Annotated in this window: 17 protein-coding genes and 1 pseudogene; 13 read left to right on the forward strand and 5 right to left on the reverse strand. The window is 72.1% G+C overall.

The genetic code is table 11. The features are described 5' to 3' along the window. Positions 1-117 precede the first annotated feature (117 nt). On the forward strand, positions 118-681 hold the full coding sequence (locus tag O7595_RS13805; protein WP_138053771.1) for a hypothetical protein: 564 nt from the start codon (positions 118-120) through the stop codon (positions 679-681). A gap of 127 nt (positions 682-808) precedes the next feature. On the opposite strand, the pseudogene O7595_RS13810 reads toward O7595_RS13805, so the two are convergent. After that, positions 809-1105 (reverse strand): annotated as a pseudogene (locus tag O7595_RS13810) (CorA family divalent cation transporter); the annotation flags it as partial. A 406-nt stretch (positions 1106-1511) separates the two neighbouring features. Here O7595_RS13810 and O7595_RS13815 point away from each other — a divergent pair. Further along, positions 1512-1916, forward strand: coding sequence for a hypothetical protein (locus tag O7595_RS13815; RefSeq protein WP_269728988.1), 405 nt, complete (start codon positions 1512-1514; stop codon positions 1914-1916). On the opposite strand, the gene O7595_RS13820 is transcribed toward O7595_RS13815, so the two are convergent. Further along, the gene (locus O7595_RS13820) at positions 1837-2406 is read right to left on the reverse strand and encodes a TIGR03086 family metal-binding protein (RefSeq protein ID WP_269728989.1); all 570 of its coding nucleotides are present in this window, start codon (positions 2404-2406) and stop codon (positions 1837-1839) included. The genes O7595_RS13815 and O7595_RS13820 overlap by 80 nt on opposite strands. 62 nt (positions 2407-2468) lie before the next feature. Here O7595_RS13820 and O7595_RS13825 point away from each other — a divergent pair, with 62 nt between their 5' ends. From O7595_RS13825 to O7595_RS13835, 3 genes are all read left to right on the forward strand, one after another. Beyond that, complete coding sequence (locus tag O7595_RS13825; protein ID WP_269728990.1) at positions 2469-3437, forward strand: helix-turn-helix domain-containing protein; 969 nt, start codon at positions 2469-2471, stop codon at positions 3435-3437. Positions 3438-3513: 76 nt separating this feature from the next. After that, positions 3514-4038 carry a GNAT family N-acetyltransferase gene (locus O7595_RS13830; RefSeq protein WP_269728991.1) on the forward strand — a complete coding sequence of 175 codons (525 nt, stop codon included), beginning with the start codon at positions 3514-3516 and terminating at the stop codon, positions 4036-4038. 353 nt (positions 4039-4391) lie between these two features. Continuing rightward, entirely contained in the window at positions 4392-5126 is a 735-nt protein-coding gene (locus tag O7595_RS13835; RefSeq protein WP_269728992.1) for a Mut7-C RNAse domain-containing protein, read from the forward strand. A gap of 104 nt (positions 5127-5230) precedes the next feature. Here the strand turns inward: O7595_RS13835 and O7595_RS13840 are convergent, their stop codons facing one another. Next, on the reverse strand, positions 5231-5806 hold the full coding sequence (locus O7595_RS13840; RefSeq protein WP_269728993.1) for a TetR/AcrR family transcriptional regulator: 576 nt from the start codon (positions 5804-5806) through the stop codon (positions 5231-5233). Positions 5807-5979: 173 nt separating this feature from the next. On the opposite strand from O7595_RS13840, the gene O7595_RS13845 reads away from it, so the two are divergent. From O7595_RS13845 to O7595_RS13860, 4 genes are all read left to right on the forward strand, one after another. Beyond that, positions 5980-7431: an FAD-dependent monooxygenase gene (locus tag O7595_RS13845; RefSeq protein ID WP_269728994.1), complete on the forward strand. Its 1452-nt coding sequence runs from the start codon at positions 5980-5982 to the stop codon at positions 7429-7431. A gap of 79 nt (positions 7432-7510) precedes the next feature. Continuing rightward, positions 7511-7846, forward strand: a complete 336-nt coding sequence (locus O7595_RS13850) for a YnfA family protein (protein WP_269728995.1) — start codon at positions 7511-7513, stop codon at positions 7844-7846. A 51-nt stretch (positions 7847-7897) separates the two neighbouring features. Continuing rightward, entirely contained in the window at positions 7898-8665 is a 768-nt protein-coding gene (locus O7595_RS13855) for an SDR family NAD(P)-dependent oxidoreductase (protein WP_269728996.1), read from the forward strand. A 281-nt stretch (positions 8666-8946) separates the two neighbouring features. After that, on the forward strand, positions 8947-10572 hold the full coding sequence (locus O7595_RS13860) for an alpha/beta hydrolase (protein ID WP_269728997.1): 1626 nt from the start codon (positions 8947-8949) through the stop codon (positions 10570-10572). A gap of 179 nt (positions 10573-10751) precedes the next feature. Here the strand turns inward: O7595_RS13860 and O7595_RS13865 are convergent, their stop codons facing one another. After that, positions 10752-11945 carry an RtcB family protein gene (locus tag O7595_RS13865; RefSeq protein WP_269728998.1) on the reverse strand — a complete coding sequence of 398 codons (1194 nt, stop codon included), beginning with the start codon at positions 11943-11945 and terminating at the stop codon, positions 10752-10754. 229 nt (positions 11946-12174) lie between these two features. Between O7595_RS13865 and O7595_RS13870 the strand changes: the two genes are divergently transcribed. The 3 genes from O7595_RS13870 (at position 12175) to O7595_RS13880 (ending at position 15386) form a co-directional block, all read left to right on the forward strand. Continuing rightward, positions 12175-12987 (forward strand): DUF3558 domain-containing protein, encoded by an 813-nt coding sequence (locus O7595_RS13870; RefSeq protein ID WP_269728999.1) that lies wholly within the window; start codon positions 12175-12177, stop codon positions 12985-12987. Positions 12988-13166: 179 nt separating this feature from the next. Then, positions 13167-13904, forward strand: coding sequence for a DUF3558 domain-containing protein (locus O7595_RS13875; protein ID WP_269729000.1), 738 nt, complete (start codon positions 13167-13169; stop codon positions 13902-13904). A 198-nt stretch (positions 13905-14102) separates the two neighbouring features. After that, positions 14103-15386 carry a DUF2637 domain-containing protein gene (locus O7595_RS13880; protein ID WP_269729001.1) on the forward strand — a complete coding sequence of 428 codons (1284 nt, stop codon included), beginning with the start codon at positions 14103-14105 and terminating at the stop codon, positions 15384-15386. Positions 15387-15583: 197 nt separating this feature from the next. Here the strand turns inward: O7595_RS13880 and lysS are convergent, their stop codons facing one another. Next, positions 15584-17320: a lysine--tRNA ligase gene (gene lysS / locus O7595_RS13885; RefSeq protein WP_269729002.1), complete on the reverse strand. Its 1737-nt coding sequence runs from the start codon at positions 17318-17320 to the stop codon at positions 15584-15586. Positions 17321-17598: 278 nt separating this feature from the next. Here lysS and argS point away from each other — a divergent pair, with 278 nt between their 5' ends. Then, a complete protein-coding gene (argS, locus tag O7595_RS13890; RefSeq protein WP_269729003.1) occupies positions 17599-19359 on the forward strand; it encodes an arginine--tRNA ligase in 1761 nt (586 codons plus the stop codon). Positions 19360-19403 lie beyond the last annotated feature (44 nt).

Consider the following 19403-nt stretch of genomic DNA (forward strand, 5'->3'; position numbering starts at 1 on the left):
GGCACGCGACGTTCTTGCGGACAGGTGTTTCACCACACGTCCGTGGGGGAGGTCACTGTCACGATGATCGGGTTGCGCGGCGGGGGCCGTGCGTCCTAAAAGCAGTCGGGTGGAGATATGCATCGCGGTGGCGGACTGGGCGAGGGGACTGACGACCTGGGTCCCGAGCCTGCCCGGCGTGGGAGGCACCGGAGGCACGAGGCGGGTGCGCCCGAGCCCGTGGAGAACAGAGGTGGCCGCGGTATGGGGGTGACCTACAAGTACTTCGGCGCGCCCGACGGCGCGACGGCCGCCCGAGTGCCGATCTCGATGCGCCCCGAGGAGCTGGGCGGTGACGAGCTCGGCATGGGCGGAATGTTCACCAAGATCAAACCCGAGACGATAGCCGCGATGGTTCTCACGGGTATCCAGGGCATGCCCCTGCACAAGGTCCCCCCGCTCGAGCTCGTGGTCCTCCACCCCGATTACGCCGTGGTGAAACTCCCGATGACGGTCGTCGACCCGCTGCGCGACATCGGCGAGGAATCGGTGGGCGCGGCCGCGTTCATCTGGTCCACCGTCCCGGACCGCGGCGGCCCGCGGGACGCCTTCAACGTCTACCAGCTGCTGCACGAGTGGCAGGACTTCAGCCATCGTCTGCACGAGGCGGGGCACCAGCCGTACTGCCTGGTGTGGCCCTGAGCGAGGTCCCGACGGCCGGACCGGCGGCCCGGGAGCACGAGGGTCCGCGCGGCGGGCCCCGGCCGGGCCCGGACGGTGCGCCCGCCGGCCCCTGTCGGCCCCGGCCGCACGGTGGACCCGTCGCGGCTCAGAGCCAGCCGTTGCGGCGGGAGCCGCGGTGGATCACGTGACACGCGACCGCGATGACCGCGAGCACGAGGGGATAGCCCCAGACCGAGCCGGTCGACGGCATGTGCTCGAAGTTCATCCCGTACGCCCCGCAGACCATCGTCGGCACGGCGATGATCGCCGCCCACGCCGTGATCTTGCGCATGTCCTCGTTCTGCGCGACGGTCATCCGGGCCAGGTGCGCCTGCAGGATCGAGTGCAGCAGCGCGTCGTACCCGTGGATCTGCTCACCGGCCCTGGCCGGGTGGTCGGAGACGTGGTGCTTCCCCGGCCAGCCTCTCGAACGCGACGTCGCTTGTAAACGACGGCGGGTGTAAACGACGGCGGGTGTGCGAGGGCTCGACGGCCGGGCGCCCGTGCCCCACCCGGCGCACGAGCCCGGGGCCGGGTGTCCCCGACGGTGCGGGACAGCCCGGACGCCGGGAAGCCGTCCTCGGGCCGGCGGCGTGGGCGGACGGCGAGAGTCCGGTGAGGATCCTGCGTTCCCGGCGCCCTTCGTGCCGTGCACGCGTCGTTGCCGGACATCCTTTTGAGCGGTGAACCAACTCCAGCCGGGCGCCCCGACTGCCGATGTCCGGACTGCGACCGCCGCGAGTCGCTCCGGCGTGCCGTGGCGGTCCTGACAGAAGACACGAGAGTCCCCGAGCCCGAGGAGGTCCGGCGTGGGTGACGTCCTGCTGGCCCTGTGCATCCCGCTGACGCTCTGCGCGAGCGGTCTCTACGCGGTGTGCGACAGCTGGTGGCGGCGGCGCAGGCGCGGGGTGGCGCCCCGTCACCTGTATCCGGGCGTGTGCTCGTACGTCTACGCCTACGAGCACCCTCGCGCGCACGCCGGAGCGCGGCTCGCGGAGCGGGAGATGCTCGCCGCCGCGGAGGAGATCGTCGACGAGGCCTACACGAGGCTGGCCTGGCTGTACGACGGCACGTGCACCGGAGCGGAAGGCGGCACGAGCGCCGACCGGAGCAGCGGCGCCGGCGCCGGCCGGGTCAGCGCGGACTCCACTGCGGATCACGGCCTGTCACGGCCAGCACCCGCGCGAACGGCGGCGCGTCCGCCGGAACACTGACCTTCTCCCCGAACGCGCCGTACCGGCGCGCCTGCGGCGCCATCTCCTCCACGGCCGGGCCGAGTTCCGCGATCACCTCGGGATCCGGCGCGTACTCCTGCCCGGTCGCGCGCGCCAGGTCCCACGCGTGCACGGTCAGATCGGCCAGCACCATGTGCCCCACGCTCCTCGCGGGAAGGCCGAGCGCCCCCGTGGTGCCCTCCTCCGCACCGGGCCGGGCCCAGGCCTCGACCAGGCGCGCGCACTCGTCGGCGAAGGTCTCGCGCCAGTCCCCCTCCGCCGTGCGGTCCGGTGTCGCGGAGAAGTCGGCGTCCTGCTTGGCCGCCAGCGCCTGGAAGTTGACCACGACCTGGAGCAGGTGGTTGATCAGGGCGCGTACGTCGTACTCGGGGCAGGGGGTCGGAGCGGTGAGTGCGTCCCCGGTCACCCCGCGCACCACGGGGAGGGCGCGTTCGGCGGTCGCGGCGAGCAGTTCGCTGATGGTGTTCATACCGCAACCGTGGCGGCACCGGACCCCGGGCGTCTTGAACAAACGCGACATAGGATCGCGCCATGGCGAGCAGGAGCGAGCCCGCAGGAGCCGGCGGGGCGCGTGCGGCCGGCGGACCGGGACCGCGGCACGACACCCGGGGGATCGTGGACGCGCCGGAGCTGTTCGCACGCGTACGGTTCCGGCGTCGGGAACCGGCCCCTCCCCTGCGCCCGTACCTGGAGCACTACTGGCTCGTCGACTGGGACCTGCCCGAGCCCTATGTCACGCACGTCGTGCCCCATCCGTCGGTGAACGCCGTCTTCCAGCGGTACGGCGGCGAGGAACCGTGGGCCGAGGTCGCCGGCATCGGTCTCGGACTCTTCACCCAGAAGCTGCGGGGGCGGGGGCGGGTCTGCGGGGTGCAGTTCCGGCCCGGCGGGTTCCGCCCCTTCGCGCCCGGGCGGCCGGTGTCGGCGTGGACGGGCCGCCGGGTCCCCGCGGCGGACGTGTTCACCGCGACCGGCGGATCCGTTGGGGCAGCGCCGTCGGTGGGCCCCGCGGCCGTCGTCCTCCCCGACGAGGAGGACGCGAGGGTGGCCGCCCTCGACGCCTTCCTCCTCGCCCTGCGGCCGGAGGCGGATCCGCAGGCGGACCACGCGATGGCCCTGGTCGAGCGGGTGCGCACCGACCGCACGATCCGCCGGGTCGCCCAACTCGCCGCGGCCGAAGGGGTGACGGCGCGTACCCTGCAACGGCTGTTCGCGGCGTACGTCGGTGTCGGACCCAAGTGGGTCATTCTGCGCTACCGCATCCACGAGGCGCTCGAGCGGGCCGAGGCGGACGGCCCGGCCGCAGCGGGCGCGGAACGCACCGTCGTGCCGGGCGGGGGCACGGGTGCGGCCGGAGCGCGTTCCCGGGGCGCCGAGCCGGACTGGTCGGCCCTCGCGGCCGAACTCGGCTACAGCGACCAGGCCCATCTCGTACGGGACTTCACCGCGACGGTCGGTGTCCCGCCCACGGCGTACGCGGCGACGAGGACTCCGGGTTGAGCTCCCGGCTCCTGGCGTCGGCGGCCGGGTGGGCGCGTTCCGGGCGCTGTCGGTCCGGGGGCGTACCGTGCGGGGCATGGACGACACGACACCGGTTGTGCGGATCGAGCCCTGGTCGGAGGGCGACTTCGAGCTGCTCCGGGCCCTGAACGCACCGGAGTTGACGGCGCACCTCGGGGGACCCGAGCCGGAGGGCAGGCTGACCGAGCGGCACCGGCGCTACGTGGCCCTGAGCGCGGACCGGTCCGGGGCGGGGCGGATGTACCGCGTGGTGCTGACGGTCGGCGGGGAGCCCGTCGGATCGATCGGGTTCTGGGAGAAGACCTGGCGCGGCGGCGAGGTCTACGAGACGGGGTGGAGCGTCCTTCCCGGCTTCCAGGGGCGGGGTATCGCGACGGCGGCGACGCTGGCCGTCGTGGAGGAGGCCCGCGCGGCGCGGAGGCACCGCCGTCTGCACGCCTTCCCGTCCGTCGACAACGTCCCGTCGAACGCGGTGTGCCGCAAGGCGGGGTTCTCCCTGATCGGGGAGTGCGACTTCGAGTACCCGCCGGGCACGCCGCTGCGCAGCAACGACTGGCGTCTGGACCTCGACGGACCGTAGCCGGAGCGGACCGCGGCCGGAGCGGACCGTGGCCGGAGCGGGACGCGTCGGAACCAGGCGGGAGCGGGCCGGACACGGTACGAGCGGCGACCGGTCCACGAGCGGCAACGCGCCCCGAGACGATGTGCGTTCCGGGCACGGGCGGGACCCGGGGGTGGGAAAGGGTTCGGTCGGGGCAGGGGGTCCGCGCGGTCGGGCGGCGGGACAGCCGGGCGCGGCAGGCGGGGGCCGGGACGCGGGGGCCAGGCACCGTAAGCGTGAGCGCACCCGTCCGGTGCGGCGGCGCCGCCGCACGCCGCCGAGCCGGTGGAAACCGCTGGCTGGGGCCGTCCGCCCGGTGGCATGCTGGCGGCGTGAACGGACCGGAGATCCACATCAGCTTCGCCCCAGAGCTGCGGCTCTTCGTCCCGGCGGAGCGCCGGGACGGGCGGACCTCCCTCGTCACGGACGGGTCGTCGAGTCTCGGGCACGTCGTCGAATCGCTCGGGGTCCCGCTCACCGAGGCCGGGCCGCTGCTGGTGGACGGAAGCCGTGTGGAGACGTCGTACGTCCCCGCGGAGGGCGAGCACGTCCGGGTCCTGGGCGTCGAACGCCCGCAGCGGGTTCCCGGCGCCCCCCTCCGGTTCCTTCTGGACGTCCATCTGGGGACCCTGGCCCGGCGGCTGCGGCTCCTGGGCGTCGACGCCGCGTACGAGAGCGAGGACATCGGTGACGCCGCGCTGGCCGCCCTCTCGGCGCGCGAGCGGCGCGTGATGCTGTCCCGGGACCGGGGACTGCTGCGCCGCCGCGAGCTCTGGGCCGGCGCGTACGTCTACAGCGACCGCCCCGACGACCAGCTCCGTGACGTACTGCAGCGGTTCGCACCCGCGCTCGAGCCGTGGACCCGCTGCACCGCCTGCAACGGCCGTCTCTCGGACACGGACAAGGCGGCGGTGGAGCACCACCTGGAGCAGGGCACGCAGCGTTCGTACGACGTGTTCGCGCAGTGCACGGCCTGTGAGCGGGTCTACTGGCGCGGCGCCCACCACGCCCGGCTGGAGGCGATCGTCGAGGGCGCGCTGCGCGAGTTCGGCGGCGCGATCGCCTAGTCGCGGTCTCTCGGTCGCCCCCTGGTCGCGGTCGCCCGCGCCGGCGGGCCACGGAGCCACCGGCGGCCGTCGTCGCGGGCCCACCGACGGGCGTTGCCGGGCCGCTACGGGCCCTCGGCGGTGAGATACCGCTGGATCGTCGGGGCGAGCCACGCGATCACTTCGTCCCGGGTCATGTCGACCGCCGGCGGGATCCGCAGCACATAGCGGGCGAGGGCCATGCCCAGGATCTGCGAGGTGACGAGCGCTGCCCTGCGCGGAACCTCTTCCGCTACGGGGCACACCCCGTCGGCGATCGGCAGCAGCTGTCCCCGGAACACCTGCGCCATGCGCTCGGCGCCGGCGGCGTTGGTGACACCGACGCGGAGCATCGCCGTCAGCACCTCGTCGTGCTCCCACCGGTCGAGGAAGTGGGAGACGAGCACGGCGCCGATGTGCCGTCCGGGCATCGCCCCCAGCTCGGGAAGCCGCAGGTCGATCTCGGAGGCCGCGGCGAACAGCCCCTCCTTGTTGCCGTAGTACCGCATGACCATCGACGGATCGATCCCCGCGTCCTTGGCGATGGCACGGATGGTGGCGCGCTCGTACCCCTCCGCGGCGAAGCGTTCACGGGCTGCTTCGAGGATCGCGGCGCGGGTGGCGTCGGAGCGGCGCGGGGCGGGAGGTGGTTCCGGGGTCATGCCAACAAATGTAGGCCAACGGCCGTTGACACGCCAGCAGATCCGGGCCTAACGTTGCCTACAAGCGTTGGCCAACATACGTTGACCCGCATGCGCCGACCCAGAGGCCGACCCGTTCCCCGAGATCGGGCATCGGCTCCCCCGGCGCCCGAGTGCTGACAGGAGGCACCGCAATGACCGACCGAACCCGCACCGACCGGACCGCGGACCGGAGCACCGCCACCCCCGCCACCACGGAGACGGACGTGACGGTCGTGGGGGCCGGGCCCACCGGGCTGCTGCTCGCGGGGGACCTGGCGGCAGCCGGCGTCCGCGTCACCGTCGTCGAGCGCCGGCCGCCGACGAGGAGCAATCTGACCCGGGCCTTCGGGGTGCACGCACGCACCCTCGAGCTCCTGGACGCCCGGGACCTCGCCGACGAGCTGGTGTCGAAGGGCACGCCCATCACGGGCCTACGGCTGTTCCGCCGGCTCTCCCTCGATCTCTCCCGGCTGCCCTCCCGCTTCCCGTACCTGCTGATAGCCCCGCAGTACGAGGTGGAGCGACTGCTCGAGCGCCGTGCGCGCGCCGCCGGGGTCGCCTTCCGGTACGGCACGGAACTGCGCGGCCTGCGCCAGGACGCCGGATCGGTCACCGCCGAGCTCCGCGAGGAGGACGGCGGAAACGCGACGCTGAGCTCCCGCTACCTCGTCGGCACGGACGGGATGCGCAGTTCGGTGAGGCAGTCGCTCGGTCTGCCCTTCCCCGGGGTCTCGGCGATCCGCTCGATCCTGCTCGCGGACGTACGGCTCTCCGAGGAGCCGGAGAACCTGCTGACGGTCAATGGCACGGGCCGGGCCTTCGCCTTCATCGCCCCGTTCGGCGACGGGTGGTACCGCGTGATGGGCTGGCGGCGCGACCGCTCCCAGCCGGACGGCCGGCCGGTCGAACTCGACGAGGTGCGCGACATCGCCCGCCAGGCCCTCGGCACCGACTACGGCATGCGGGACGCCCGCTGGCTCTCCCGCTTCCACAGTGACGAGCGCCAGGTCCCCGAGTACCGCCGGGGCAGGGTCTTCCTCGCCGGGGACGCGGCGCATGTGCACTCGCCCGCGGGCGGCCAGGGCATGAACACCGGCCTTCAGGACGCGGCGAACCTGTCCTGGAAACTCGTCGCCGTCCTCCGCGGCGACGCCCCGGACCCCGAAGGGCTCCTCGACACCTACCAGTCCGAGCGGCACCCGGTCGGTGCCCGAGTGGTGCGCAGCAGCGGGGCGATCGTGCGTCTCGCCATGGCGCACTCACCCCTCGAACGCCTCACCCGTGCCCTGGCCACGAGCTTCCTCGACGCGGTCCGGCCCGCAGCGGACAAGGCGATGGGCATGATCTCGGGCACCGGACTCTCCTACGGGGCCCCGCGCGGCGCCCACCGGCTGACCGGCAGGCGCGCACCGGACCTCTCCCTCAGGGAGGGCCGGCTCTACGAGCTGCTGCGCAAGGGCGAGTTCGTCCTGGTGACACCGGACGGCGCGGACACGGCTGCACCGGCGGCGCCCGGCCCCGTCTCCAGGGCCCACTGGCGCGGCCCGGACCGCACGACCCTCCTGGTCCGGCCGGACGGATACATCGCATGGGCCAGGGACTGAGCGTGCGGCACGGCGGCGCCCCGGCGCGGACGCGACCCCGCGTCCCGGTCACGGCGGCCGGACGTGCCAGGCTGACCCCATGGTCGTCGCCCGCTCCGTCCTCCTGTTCGCCGTCGCAGCCGTCTTCGAGATCGGCGGTGCCTGGCTGGTCTGGCAGGGCATGCGGGAGCACCGGGGCTGGCTCTGGATCGGTGCGGGCGTCCTCGCGCTCGGCGCGTACGGCTTCGTGGCCACGTTCCAGCCGCAGGGTGACTTCGGACGGGTCCTCGCGGCCTACGGCGGCGTGTTCGTCGCGGGCTCGATCGCCTGGGGCATGGTGGCCGACGGCTATCGTCCCGACCGCTGGGACGTCCTGGGCGCGCTGGTCTGCCTTGCGGGCATGGCGGTGATCATGTACTCGCCGCGCGGCCGGTGACCCTCTGCCTATCCTGACTTCTGGTATCGATCAGTTGCCCGAGGAGCCGTCATGACCGCCACGCCCATCGCCGTCGTCACCGGAGCGAGCAGCGGAATCGGCGCCGCCACCGCACGGAGCCTCGCCGCGGCCGGCTACCACGTCGTCGTCACCGCCCGGCGCAAGGACCGGGTCGAAGCCCTCGCCGCCGAACTGACGGACGCCGGGCACCGGGCCACCGCCCGCCCCCTCGACGTCACCGACCGTGCCGCCGTCGATGCCTTCGCGGCCTCCCTCGACGGCACCGGCCCGGTGAAGGTCCTGGTCAACAACGCGGGCGGAGCCCTCGGCGCCGACCCGGTCGCGACCGGTGACCCGGCCGACTGGCGTCAGATGTACGAGGTCAACGTCATCGGCACGCTGAACCTCACACAGGCCCTGCTCCCCGCGCTCACCACCAGCGGCGACGGCACGGTCGTCGTCCTCTCGTCCACCGCGGGCCACGCCACGTACGAGGGCGGCGCGGGTTACGTCGCCGCGAAGCACGCCGAGCACGTCCTCGCCGAGACCCTCCGCCTGGAGATCGTCGGCACGCCGGTCCGCGTCGTCGAGATCGCTCCCGGCATGGTCAGGACGGAGGGTTTCGCGACCACGCGCTTCCGGGGCGACACCGAGAAGGCCGCCAAGGTCTACGAAGGCGTGGCCGAACCGCTCACCGCCGAGGACGTCGCCGACACCGTCACCTGGGCGGTGACCCGCCCGCCCCACGTCAACGTCGACCTGCTGATCGTCCGTCCCAGGGCCCAGGCTTCGAACACGAAGGTGCACCGGGAGCGCTGACCGTTCCTCAACACGAGCGGGAGCGGATCCCGATCACCGGGACCCGTGCCCATCCGTGTGCCCCGAACCACTTCGGGCCCGCCGGTCCCCCGCTTTCGCAACGGTTTCCCGGACCTCACGACCGCCGGCCGCTGTGCCCCGGCCCGTCCCGCTGGTTCGGCCATTCGGCTGCGGTCCGCAGGCGCGCCCCGTCAGGGCGCGATGGTGTGGAAACGGTCGCGCACCGGCCTCCATCGCCTGGGGGCATCGGGCGCCCAGGCGTGCTCGAGGAAGGGCGGACCATGCACATACCCGGACATGGAGCGGGCCGTCGGCATCATGCGGCGGCCCTTGCCGCGACGGTGTTCTGCTCGACGCTGTTCATCGGGCCGGACCTCACTCCGGCCGACGGCGCGCCCCCGCCGTCGGTGCCCGCCCCGAAGCTGGACTGGGACACCTGCGTCCCGGGCAGTCCGTTCGACTGCGCGACGGCGAGGGTGCCGCTCGACCACGCGAAGCCGGGTGGCCGCACCATCGAGCTGGCCGTCATCAGACGGAGGGCCACCGACCCGGGCCGCCGCATCGGCACCCTGTTCTTCAACCCCGGCGGCCCCGGTGGGCCCGGCACGGTTCAGATGCCGCAGAACTACGCGGCCTTCCCACGGGAGGTGCGGGAGCGGTTCGACATCGTCAGCTGGGACCCCCGGGGAATCGGCAGCAGCACCGCGGTGAAGTGCTTCGGCAGCCGCGAGGAGGCGGACGCCTGGGCCGCGGGCAAACCGGCCGGCTTCCCGGTCGGCGAACAGGAGCGGGCGGAGTGGACAGCCGCGTACAGGGACCTGTCCCTCCGCTGCCGGCAACGCGACCCCGAGCTGCTGCGCCATGTGTCGACCGCCGACACCGCTCACGACCTCGACCTGCTCCGCGAGGCCGTCGGCGACGCACGGCTCACCTACCTCGGTATCTCCTACGGGACGATCCTCGGCGCCACCTACGCCAATCTCTTCCCCGGCAAGGTCCGCGCGATGACCCTCGACAGCAACATCGACCCGCGGGCGTGGACGAACGACGCCTCCGACAACGCCCGGCTCACGACGTTCCTGCGCATGGGATCGGACCGCAGCGCCGCCTCGACCCTGGACAGGTTCCTCACCCTGTGCGGGTCCACCACCGTCTCCCACTGCGCCTTCTCCGCGGGGAGTCCGCAGGCGACCCGCGGCAAGCTCGACCGGCTTCTGGAGAGGCTCCGGGAACGTCCGGTGGGCCCGTGGACCTACGGCCGCACGGTCGGCGACGTCGTGAGCGGGCTCTACGTCGTCCAGCCCGGCTGGACGGACCTCGCCCGCAGACTCCAGGACCTGTGGCAGGGCCGCGTTCCACAACCGACCCCGCTCCCGCCCGCGCCACCGGTCCCGCACCCGGACCCGTACCTCGGCGAGGAACAGGCCGCCGCGGTGTTCTGCGGCGACAGCCCCAATCCGCGTGACCCCGGGGTCTACCACTCGCTGGAAGAGACCGCCGCCCGCCGCGCGGGCGACGCCGGACGCTTCTGGACCTGGGCGGCCGAGGGGTGTGCCACCTGGCCTTCGTTCGCCGCGAACCGCTACCGCGGCCCGTGGAACAGGAGGACGGCGCACCCCGTCCTGGTGGTCGGCACCACCTACGACCCCTCGACCCCCTACGCTGACGCGCGTGCCATGGCCGACGAGCTGGCCAACGCCCGTCTGCTCACCCACGAAGGGTACGGACACACCGCGCTGGTCAATCCCAGCGCCTGTGTGCAGGCGCACGAAAGCCGGTACTTCATCGAGGGCACCCTCCCTCCGGCCGGAACGACGTGCCGCCCGACCACGCCCCCGTTCTCCGCTCCCAGGCCGAGCGGCGGCATCGCCACCGGCGGCGGAGGACTGGCCGGCGCACTCCCCTGAGCCCCGCGGAGCCGGCAGACGTCACACGCCCCGGGCAGTCGCCGGCCCGAGCGGCCCCGTCGCACGCCGAGTCCACGGCGCGCCGGCCACCGGGGCACCGGCCGCCCTCGGCGGATGGGGCCCGGACTGCTGAGCCCGCCTGGAGCCGGGGCCCTCAGCCGGGCGTGAGGTGAGAGCGGTCAGCCCTTGACACAGATGACCTGCTTCAGCTTGGCGACGACCTCCACGAGGTCCCGCTGCTGGTCGATCACCTTCTCGATGGGCTTGTACGCGCCCGGGATCTCGTCCACGACCCCGGAGTCCTTCCTGCACTCCACTCCGCGCGTCTGCTCCTCCAGGTCCCTGGTCGAGAAACGCCGCTTGGCCGCGTTGCGGCTCATCCGGCGACCGGCACCGTGCGAAGCCGAGTTGAACGACTTCTCGTTCCCGAGGCCCTTCACGATGTAGGAGCCCGTGCCCATCGAGCCGGGGATGATCCCGAAGTCGCCCGAAGCGGCACGGATCGCGCCCTTCCGGGTGACGAGCAGGTCCATGCCCTCGTACCGCTCCTCCGCCACGTAGTTGTGGTGGCAGGAGATGACCGGTTCGAACGTGACCCTCGCCTTTCTGAACTCCCTGCGGACGACCTCCTGGAACAGCCCCATCATGATCGCGCGGTTGTACTTGGCGTACTCCTGCGCCCAGAAGAGGTCGTTGCGGTAGGCCGCCATCTGCGGGGTGTCCGAGACGAACACCGCGAGATCACGGTCGACCAGGCCCTGGTTGTGCGGCAGTTTCTGGGCCTCGCCGATGTGGTGGTCGGCGAGTTCCTTGCCGATGTTCCGCGAGCCGGAGTGCAGCATCAGCCAGACGGAACCGCCCTCGTCCAGGCAGAACTCGATGAAGTGGTTCCCGGAGCCGAGCGTCCCCATCTGCTTGGCCGCACGCTCCCGGCGGAACTTCACCGGGTCGGCGACAGCGTCGAACCGGGACCAGAAGTCGTCGAACCCCGTGGACGGGAATCCGTACACCCGCCCGGGGTCGACCGGATCGTCGTGCATACCGCGCCCGACCGGGATCGCGCTCTCGATCCCGGACCGGAGCCGGGACAGATCGCCGGGCAGGTCGTTCGCGGTGAGCGAGGTCTTCACGGCCGACATCCCGCAGCCGATGTCGACGCCGACGGCCGCCGGGCAGACCGCTCCGTGCATCGCGATGACCGAGCCGACCGTCGCACCCTTGCCGTAGTGCACGTCCGGCATCACGGCGAGCCCCTTGATCCAGGGCAGCGTGGCGACGTTCCGCAGCTGCTGCATCGCGCCGTCCTCGACCGTGGCCGGGTCCGTCCACATCCGGATCGGGACCTTGGCGCCGGACACCTCTACATACGACATACTTCCTCGATTCCCCCGAAAACCCCGATAACGCAAAACCGGCGCCAAGCTCAAGAAAAGGGATATCGAACCGGCGTTCACAGCTGCGCGTGCGATACACATTGTGTCCACCGGCACGCCTCGGGCGGCAACACGTTTTCGCCGCGGGCGGCCACGGCCGGGGCCGGGAGCCAGTGCGCTACCCGACCGGGCCGGAAGCGCAGGACGGCAGAGAAGGGAGCCTGGGAACGTGCGGCGAAAGGGGTTCGTACCCGGCGTTGCGGCGCTTCTCGCGGCGCTCGTCACCGGCTGTACCGGCGGAACCACCGACGGCGGCGCCACCACCGAGGCCAAGGCCGGCGAGACCGCCGGTCCCGTCGCTGCGCCCGGCAAGTACCGCACCCTCTACGAGCCCTGCGGCGCCGTCGAGCGCTCGATGCTCAGGGATCTGCTGCCCGGCGCTGCCGAGCTGCCCGAGGAGCAGCAGGAGAAGGTCTTCCGCGGTACGGCGGCCGTCACCTACGACACGGACCGCCGAGTCGGCTGCAGCTGGAAGGCCGACTCTCCGGACGCCTCGCACAACCTCCGCGTCGACGTCGAGCGCGTGGTGTCCTACGCCCAGGACGTCAGCGACGACCAGCGCGCCGTCGAGGTGTACACGAGGAAACAGGACGCGGCTCAGCTGCCCACGCCCGCCGCAGGCGGCCACGGCGGCACCGGTGCCCCCGTGACGGGTTCCCCCGCCGCCGGCGCCGAGTCCCCCTCGGGCACCCCCACACCGTCCGCAGGCACCGCCTCCGGCTCCCCGGCCCCGCCCGAGGGCCTGGAACCGCGCGTACTCGACGGCCTCGGCGACGCCGCGTTCCTCGACGACGTCCTCACCCGGGCCGGTTCCACCGCCCGGCACCGCACGGTGAGCGTGGTGTTCCGCACATCCAACGTGATCGTGACCGTCGAGTACGGCGAGCAGCCCACGCGTGTGACGGAGATCCCGGACAGCAAGGAACTGCAGGAAAAGGCCCGGGGACTGGCCCGGAAGCTGGCCGAGCGGTTCAACGAGTAGCGCGACCGCCGGGCCGCCCGCGCCACCCGGCGGTTCCACCGCCCGATCCCGTCGGGCGACCCGCCGTCGTACCGTGTCGGCGTACCGTGGCCGCCCGGGAACACCGGACCGTCCGCCCGGAGGACCCGGACCCGCGTCCGGCACTCCGGAGGACCGTACGACAACCGACTGAAGGAACCATGCACCGATCAGCCCCGCGACTCACCCGCATACTCGCCTGCGCCGCCGTCCCGGTGATGCTCGTCGTCGCCGGCTGCTCGTCGGACTCCGACAGCAAGGACTCGGTCTCGGACGGCGGCTCGTCCACCTCGTCCGAGACCTCCTCCCCCGGCGGCGAGCAGTCGCCGCCGGCAGTGGTACCGGCGAAGTTCGCCAAGCTTCCCCAGCCCTGCAAGGCACTGACCTCCAAGACGGTCGAGGAGCTGGTGCCGAAGGTGAAGAACAAGTCCGGCACGGCCGGCACCTCCAACGACACGGGCGCCCGCGGCAGCTGCTCCTGGAACGGTCTGGAGGACAAGGGCGTCAAGGGCTCGAACTACCGCTGGCTCGACGTGTCGTTCCAGCGCTTCGAGTCCGAGTCGGGCATCGGCAGCGGCGAGGACCGCGCCGGCGACGCCTACAAGAAGGAAGTCGCCGCGGTCCGGGCCACGGAGAAGGCCAAGAGCGTCAACTCCTCGCCCGCTTCGGGCGTCGGCGAGGAGGCCACCGCGATCAGCTACGGCCTCACCAAGTCCGGCGAGGACTTCAAATACGCAACGATCGTGGCCCGCACGGGCAATGTCGTGGTGACCGTCGGCTACAACGGTACGGGCTTCGCCGGTGCCAAGAACCCGGACCCGTCGCAGCTCATGAAGGACGCGGTGACCGCGGCCAAGGAGGCCGTCTCCTCCGTCGCCAAGGCCAACCAGGTGCAGTGACGGGGGCCGGCGGCCGCCGTGCCTCCTCACCCGGCATGGTGACCACACCCCGCACGCTCTGCTGATCGGCCCGGGCGGCCCGGCATCCGTCCGGAGTCCGGCCCTCCCCGGAGAGCCGGACTCCGGATTCATGTGCCAGGCTTGGGCCGCGCCACGGGCGCCATGAACAGAAGAGGGAGGGGATCGCGGGTGGCCGCGATGCAGCTGACACGCACCCACCGCATACTCATCGGCGTGGTGGTCGCCGGTGCGGTGATCATCGCCGCGATCGGTTTCGCCGGGTCGTACGCCGCCGTGCGCGAGCTCGCCGAGAAGAAGGGCTTCGGCCAGTTCTCCCTGGTCTTCCCCATCGGCATCGACGCGGGCATCTGCGTACTGCTCGCGCTCGACCTCCTGCTGACCTGGATCCGCATCCCCTTCCCCCTGCTGCGCCAGACGGCCTGGCTGCTCACCGCGGCGACGATCGCCTTCAACGGCGCGGCCGCCTGGCCCGACCCCCTCGGCGTCGGCATGCACGCCGTCATCCCCGTCCTGTTCGTGGTGTCCGTCGAGGCCGCCCGCCACGCGGTGGGCAGGATCGCGGACATCACCGCGGACAAGCACATGGAGGGCGTACGCCTCACCCGCTGGCTGCTCTCCCCGGTGCCGACGTTCCGGCTGTGGCGGCGGATGAAGCTGTGGGAGCTGCGCAGTTACGAGCAGGTCATCAAGCTGGAGCAGGACCGGCTGATCTACCAGGCCCGGCTGCAGGCCCGCTTCGGGCGGGCGTGGCGCCGCAAGGCCCCGGTCGAGGCGCTGATGCCGCTGCGGCTGGCGAAGTACGGGGTGCCCCTGGCGGAGACCGCGCCGGCGGGGCTGGCCTCGGCCGGCATCGAGCCGATGCTGCTGCCGCCGCAGCCCGCGGCACCGGAGCTGGAACCCACCGGTCCCGCCCGGGCGCAGGAGCCGGTGGTGGCCGCCGAGGAGCAGCCGAGCCAGTGGTTCGCCACTCCGCAGCATGTGCAGTACCTCGGCGACTACGACCCGGACTACGAGCCTGCCACGTACGCCCCGGGGCCGGACCACCGGGCCTGGTACGACGAGCAGCCGCAGCGCATCCCGGTGCCGCAGCCGCGCGCGGCCGAGACCGGACCCGTCCCGCTGACACAGCCGGGGGAGCCGGAACCGGTGGCGCAGCCGCAGGTCTCGGAGCCCGAACCTGTCCGGGCCCAGGCGGCGGAGCCGACGTTCCCGGTGCCGAACGGAGCGGGTGGCATAAGGCCGTTGGGTGAGGGCGTCCAGGACGCCCTGCCTTCGGACGAGAACCTGTACCAGGTGTTCCGGCGCTCGATAGAGGGCGAGGGCATGCCGACGCCCGGCGCCTTCGCGTCCAACGTCGAGGCCGCGTACGGGCTGCACCTCCAGCCCCGTGAGCTGAACCAGTACATGGACCGGTTCACGACCCGCTTCAACAACGAGCTGATGGAAGACCACATCGCCTAGTGCTGTGACCGGACGGCCCTGGAGGCCGGCCGGGTACGCAGTGTGAGCCGGCGCACCGAGGCGACACCGTGGACCGGTGGTCCCGGGCGACACGGCCGGTCGGTCGAGTCCGCATGCCGCAGCGACGCCGAAGGGCTCCCGCCCGGGAGGGAGCCCTTCTTCCGTCCGGCCGCCGGAGCCCTCCGGGCCGCGGTCGGTCAGGCCGCCAACAGCTTGCGCACCCGGTCGGCCCCGACGGCCAGGAGCAGCGTCGGGAGGCGCGGGCCTGTCTCGCGGCTCACCAGCAGCCGGTAGAGCAGCGCGAAGAAGGAACGCTGGGCGGTCTTCAGCTCAGGCGTCGGCTTGGCGTCCGGCTCCAGGCCCGCCATCACCTTCGGCACTCCGTAGACGAGGGTCGTCAGCCCGTCCAGCGACCAGTGGGTGTCCAACCCCTCCAGCAGCAGGCGCAGCGACTCTCGCGCCTCGCCGTCGAGCGAGCCGAGCAGCTCCGCGTCCGGCTCGGAACGCACGACGGTGCGGGCGTCGGCCGGGACCTGGGTCGTGATCCAGTTCTCCGCGCGGTCCAGCCGGGGACGGGCCTCGTCGAGCGAGGACAGCGGGTTCGCCGGGTCCAGCTCGCTGAGGATGCGCAGCGTCTGCTCGTCGTGGCCGGCGGTGATGTCGACGACCGAGGCGAGTGTGCGGTACGGCAGCGGGCGGGGCGTGCGCCGCAGCTCACCCGCGGCGGTGCGGGCCGCGCGGGCGTGGGCGGCGGCGTCGGCCGGGAGCGCGGTGCCCTCCGCGACCTTGGACTCCAGCTTGTCCCACTCGTCGTAGAGCCGCTGGATCTCCTGGTCGAAGGCGATCTTGAAGGACTGGTTGGGCCTGCGGCGGGCGTACAGCCAGCGCAGCAGGGGCGCCTCCATGATCTTCAGCGCGTCCGCCGGCGTCGGCACACCACCGCGCGACGACGACATCTTGGCCATGCCGGAGATGCCCACGAAGGCGTACATCGGGCCGATCGGCTGGACGCCGTCGAAGACCTCGCGGACGATCTGACCGCCGACGACGAACGACGACCCCGGAGACGAGTGGTCGACCCCGCTCGGCTCGAAGATCACGCCCTCGTAGGCCCAGCGCATCGGCCAGTCGACCTTCCAGACCAGCTTGCCGCGGTTGAACTCGCTCAGCCGGACCGTCTCCGAAAAGCCGCACGCCGTGCAGGAGTACGTCAGCTCCGTGGTGGCGTCGATGTACTCCGTGACGGTCGTCAGGTCCTTCTCGCAGTTGCCGCAGTAGGGCTTGTACGGGAAGTAGCCCGCGGAGCCGCCGCTGCCGTCGTCCTCGGACGCCGCGCCCGAGCCCTCGGCGGCCTCCAGCTCGGCCTCGTCGACCGGCTTCTGCTGCTTCTTCGCCTGGACCTTGGCCTTCGTCCGGTACTGGTCGAGGATGCCGTCGATCCGGGCACGGTGCTTCATGGCGTGCAGGATCTGCTCGCGGTAGGCACCCGAGGTGTACTGCTCGGTCTGGCTGACCGGGTCGAACTCGACGCGGAGCTCGGCGAGCGACTCGACCATCGCGGCCTTGAAGTGCTCCGCCCAGTTCGGGTACGGCGAGCCGGCGGGCGCGGGCACCGAGGTCAGCGGCTTGCCGATGTGCTCGGCCCAGGTGTCGTCGACTCCCTCCACGCCGGCCGGCACCTTGCGGTAGCGGTCGTAGTCGTCCCAGGAGATCACGTGCCGCACCTCGTGGCCGCGGCGGCGGATCTCGTCCGCGACCAGGTGCGGGGTCATGACCTCACGCAGATTGCCCAGATGGATGGGCCCGGACGGCGACAGGCCAGACGCAACCACGACCGGTTTCCCGGGCGCACGCCGTTCCGACTCGGCGATGACATCGTCCGCGAAACGGGAGACCCAGTCGGTCTCGGTGCTGCTCTGAGCCACGATCGGCACGTCCTTGATTGCTTGAGTCTGTCGAAGCTGGCGTCTGCCATTCTCCCAGACGGAACACGGCGCCCGTCGGTTGTCCACAGGGCGGCGCCGTTCGGCCCGAGGACCGCCCGCCGTCCACGGGCGTCGCTTCGTCCACAGGTCCGGGGCCGTGGGAGAAACGGGTTGCTCCCCCGTGGGACACTTGACTACCGAAACAGCAGCCCTGATCACACCCCGGCGACCCACGACGCCCCACGCGACTCGACCCACGACGCCCCACTCACAGGAAACGGAAGCTCATGGCCTCGGTCCCTTCCCTCGCTTCGACCGTGCAGCAGCGCCTCGCGGACGCCCTCTCGGCAGCCCTGCCGGAGGCCGGCTCCGCGGATCCGCTGTTGCGACGCAGCGACCGGGCCGACTTCCAGGCCAACGGCATCCTGGCGCTCGCCAAGAGGCTCAAGGGCAATCCGCGTGAGCTCGCGGCCAAGGTCGTCGAGTCCCTCCCGGCCGACGACGTGCTGCGGGAGATCGAGGTCTCGGGCCCCGGGTTCCTGAACATCACGGTCTCCGACGAGGCGATCACCGGGACGCTCGCCGCCCGCGCGGCGGACGACCGCCTCGGCGTGCCGTTCGCCGACGCGGCGGGCACCACAGTGATCGACTACGCGCAGCCGAACGTGGCCAAGGAGATGCACGTCGGCCACCTCCGCTCGGCCGTGATCGGCGACGCCATGGTGCGCATCCTGGAGTACACCGGCGAGAAGGTGGTACGTCGCCACCACATCGGCGACTGGGGCACCCAGTTCGGCATGCTCATCCAGTTCCTGATCGAGCACCCGCACGAGCTGGACCACGAGGACGAGGCCGCCGTCTCCGGCGAGGAGGCCATGTCCAACCTGAACCGGCTGTACAAGGCCTCGCGTGCCCTCTTCGACTCCGACGAGGAGTTCAAGGAGCGCGCGAGGCGCCGCGTGGTGGACCTCCAGTCGGGCGACGAGGAGACCCTCACCCTCTGGCAGAGGTTCGTCGACGAGTCGAAGATCTACTTCTACTCCGTCTTCAACAAGCTCGACATGGAGATCCACGACCCCGACGTCGTGGGCGAGTCGGGCTACAACCACATGCTCGACGAGACCTGCCGCATCCTCGAGGAATCCGGCGTCGCCGTGCGCTCCGAGGGCGCGCTGTGCGTGTTCTTCGACGACGTCAAGGGCCCGGACGGCAAGCCCGTCCCCCTGATCGTGCGCAAGTCCAACGGCGGCTACGGCTACGCGGCCACCGACCTCTCCGCGATCCGGGACCGGGTGCGGAACCTCGGCGCCGACAGCCTGATCTACGTCGTCGACGCCCGGCAGTCCCTGCACTTCAGGATGGTCTTCGAGACCGCCCGCCGGGCGGGATGGCTGAACGACGAGGTCAAGGCCGTGCAGCTGGCGTTCGGCACGGTCCTCGGCAAGGACGGCAAGCCCTTCAAGACCCGTGAGGGTGAGACGGTGCGGCTGGTCGACCTGCTGGACGAGGCGATCGAGCGGGCCTCGGCCGTGGTCAGGGAGAAGGCCCAGGACCTGTCGGAGGAGGAGATCGCCGAGCGGGGCGCCCAGGTCGGCATCGGCGCCGTCAAGTACGCGGACCTCTCCACGTCGGCGGCCAGGGACTACAAGTTCGACCTGGACCAGATGGTGTCCCTCAGCGGCGACACGTCGGTGTACCTGCAGTACGCGTACGCCCGTATCCAGTCGATCCTGCGCAAGGCCGGGGACGCGACGCCGCGGGCCCACGCGGAGATCGGGCTGACCCCGTCCGAGCGCGCGCTGGGTCTGCACATCGACCGGTTCGGCGAGACGGTCGAGGAGGCCGCGTCCTCGTACGAGCCGCACAAGCTGGCGGCGTACCTCTACCAGCTGGCGTCGCTGTACACGACGTTCTACTCGGAGTGCCCGGTCCTCAAGGCGGACACCCCGGCACAGGTGGAGAACCGGCTCTTCCTGTGCGACCTGACCGCCCGCACGCTCCACCAGGGCATGGCTCTGCTGGGCATCCGCACCCCCGCGCGCCTCTGACGCGCGGCGCCCGGACCCGGCGCGTCCGGCACGGACGGCCCTCG

It is taken from the genome of Streptomyces sp. WMMC940 (assembly GCF_027460265.1).
GTDB lineage: Bacteria > Actinomycetota > Actinomycetes > Streptomycetales > Streptomycetaceae > Streptomyces.

Bases quoted from the DNA above. Each gene is read 5' to 3' on its own strand.
- O7595_RS13840 (WP_269728993.1), bottom strand. From the start codon at position 5,806: ATGACCCCGGAACCACCTCCCGCCCCGCGCCGCTCCGACGCCACCCGC.
- O7595_RS13825 (WP_269728990.1), top strand. From the start codon at position 2,469: ATGGCGAGCAGGAGCGAGCCCGCAGGAGCCGGCGGGGCGCGTGCGGCC.
- argS (WP_269729003.1), top strand. From the start codon at position 17,599: ATGGCCTCGGTCCCTTCCCTCGCTTCGACCGTGCAGCAGCGCCTCGCG.
- O7595_RS13805 (WP_138053771.1), top strand. From the start codon at position 118: ATGCATCGCGGTGGCGGACTGGGCGAGGGGACTGACGACCTGGGTCCC.
- O7595_RS13860 (WP_269728997.1), top strand. From the start codon at position 8,947: ATGCACATACCCGGACATGGAGCGGGCCGTCGGCATCATGCGGCGGCC.
- O7595_RS13865 (WP_269728998.1), bottom strand. From the start codon at position 11,945: ATGTCGTATGTAGAGGTGTCCGGCGCCAAGGTCCCGATCCGGATGTGG.
- O7595_RS13875 (WP_269729000.1), top strand. From the start codon at position 13,167: ATGCACCGATCAGCCCCGCGACTCACCCGCATACTCGCCTGCGCCGCC.
- O7595_RS13850 (WP_269728995.1), top strand. From the start codon at position 7,511: ATGGTCGTCGCCCGCTCCGTCCTCCTGTTCGCCGTCGCAGCCGTCTTC.
- O7595_RS13845 (WP_269728994.1), top strand. From the start codon at position 5,980: ATGACCGACCGAACCCGCACCGACCGGACCGCGGACCGGAGCACCGCC.
- O7595_RS13830 (WP_269728991.1), top strand. From the start codon at position 3,514: ATGGACGACACGACACCGGTTGTGCGGATCGAGCCCTGGTCGGAGGGC.
- O7595_RS13855 (WP_269728996.1), top strand. From the start codon at position 7,898: ATGACCGCCACGCCCATCGCCGTCGTCACCGGAGCGAGCAGCGGAATC.
- O7595_RS13880 (WP_269729001.1), top strand. From the start codon at position 14,103: ATGCAGCTGACACGCACCCACCGCATACTCATCGGCGTGGTGGTCGCC.
- O7595_RS13820 (WP_269728989.1), bottom strand. From the start codon at position 2,406: ATGAACACCATCAGCGAACTGCTCGCCGCGACCGCCGAACGCGCCCTC.